Origin of the sequence: Nocardioides sp. ChNu-153 (assembly GCF_030466625.1) — a bacterium.
GTDB lineage: Bacteria > Actinomycetota > Actinomycetes > Propionibacteriales > Nocardioidaceae > Nocardioides.
Genome location: NZ_JADEVT010000027.1, coordinates 1 through 1,858 on the forward strand (window position 1 = coordinate 1; position 1,858 = coordinate 1,858).

The 1,858-nt window shown below is 71.4% G+C and carries 2 protein-coding genes; both read right to left on the reverse strand.

The annotated features are described in order from the left end of the window. On the reverse strand, positions 1–1,073 hold a 1,073-nt coding region (gene arsB, locus INN71_RS18040), incomplete at its 3' end, for an ACR3 family arsenite efflux transporter (RefSeq protein WP_301801450.1). Continuing rightward, positions 1,070–1,858: methyltransferase domain-containing protein (locus tag INN71_RS18045; RefSeq protein WP_346813557.1), on the reverse strand; the 789-nt coding region annotated here is incomplete at its 5' end. The genes arsB and INN71_RS18045, both read right to left, overlap by 4 nt.

The window sequence follows — 1,858 nt, forward strand, 5'->3', positions numbered from 1 at the left end:
CGCAGCCACAGGGCGACGTACACGAGGGCGACGAGGACGGGCACCTCGATGAGGGGACCGACGACGCCGGCCAGGGCCTGGCCCGAGGTGACGCCGAAGGTGCCGATCGCGACCGCGATGGCCAGCTCGAAGTTGTTGCCGGCCGCGGTGAACGCCAGCGTCGAGGTCTTGGCGTAGCCCAGCCGCAGGCGGACACCGACGACCCACGAGACGCCGAACATGACGAGGAAGTAGGCCAGCAGCGGCAGCGCGATCCGGGCCACGTCCCAGGGCTGGGAGGTGATGGCGTCACCCTGGAGGGCGAACAGCACGACGATGGTGAACAGCAGCCCGTAGAGGGCCACGGGGCCGATCCTCGGCAGGAAGGTGCCCTCGTACCAGTCGCGACCCCTGGTCCGCTCGCCGACGAGGCGCGTGAGGAACCCGGCGACCAGCGGGACACCGAGGAAGATCAGCACGCTGAGGGCGATGGCGCCGACGGAGAACTCGGCCGACGTCGTCTCCAGGCCCAGCCACCCGGGCAGGGTCTGCAGGTAGAACCAGCCCAGCGCGGCGAAGGCGACGATCTGGAACACGGAGTTGATGGCCACGAGCACGGCCGCCGCCTCGCGGTCACCGCACGCGAGGTCGTTCCAGATCAGCACCATCGCGATGCAACGCGCCAGGCCGACGATGACGAGGCCGGTGCGGTACTCCGGGAGGTCCGGCAGGAGCAGCCAGGCCAGCGCGAACATGAGCGCCGGCCCGACGACCCAGTTGAGCACCAGCGACGCGACGAGCAGCTTGCGGTCGGACGTGACCCGCGAGGTCTCCGTGTAGCGGACCTTGGCCAGCACCGGGTACATCATCAGCAGCAGCCCGATCGCGATCGGCAGCGAGACCCCGCCGATCTCGACGGCCTCGAGGGCCTCGTCGATGCCGGGCACGGCCCGACCCAGCACGAGCCCGAGGGCCATGGCGGCGATGATCCACACCGGCAGGAACCGGTCCAGCAACGACAGCTGGGCGACCACGCCCGCCTCGGTGCCCTGGTCGCTCGACGGGGTGGACGTGGGGTGCGAGGTCGTGCTCACGAGATCTCCGATCCGTTGCTGCGGGTGGCGCGGATGATGGCCGCGGCCGCCTGGTCGTGGACGCGGTGGGTGGTCTCGATGGTGACCTGCTCCCACCCGGTCGCGATGAGGGTGTCGCGGTACTCGGCCTCAGTCATCGCACCCGCGATGCACCCGGTGAACGCGGCGACGTCGGCTCGGGTCGTCTCGTCCATGCCCTCGTCGGCGACCACGTCGGAGACCGCGAACCGGCCGCCCGCACGGGTCACCCGTGCGGCCTCGGCCAGCGCGACCCGCTTGTCCGCGGCCAGGTTGATCACGCAGTTGGAGATGACCACGTCCACCGACGCATCGGGCAGCGGGACGTCCTCGAGGTAGCCCTCGAGGAACTCGGCGTTGTCCACCCCCGCCGCCACGGCGTTGTCCCGGGCGAGCGCGAGCATCTCCGTGGTCATGTCGAGCCCGTAGACCTTGCCCGACGGGCCGACCCGGCGCGCCGAGATCAGGACGTCCCCGCCGGCACCCGAACCCAGGTCGAGCACGACCTCGCCCGCAGCGAGGTCGGCGACCGCCGTGGGGACGCCACAGCCCAGGGAGGCCTCGAGAGCAGCCGCCGTGGCGCCGTCGCCCTGCTCGCCGTCGCGCTCGGCGCCTGCGTACAAGCCCGACCCGAACACCGTCACGCCGTCACGCTCGTTGTCCCGGTACAGGTCCGTCTCCGACAGCAGCACGGGGTTCGGCCCGCAGCAGCCCGCAGCAGACTGCGACGACCGTGCCGCCTCGGCGTACCGAGCCCGCACGGTCTC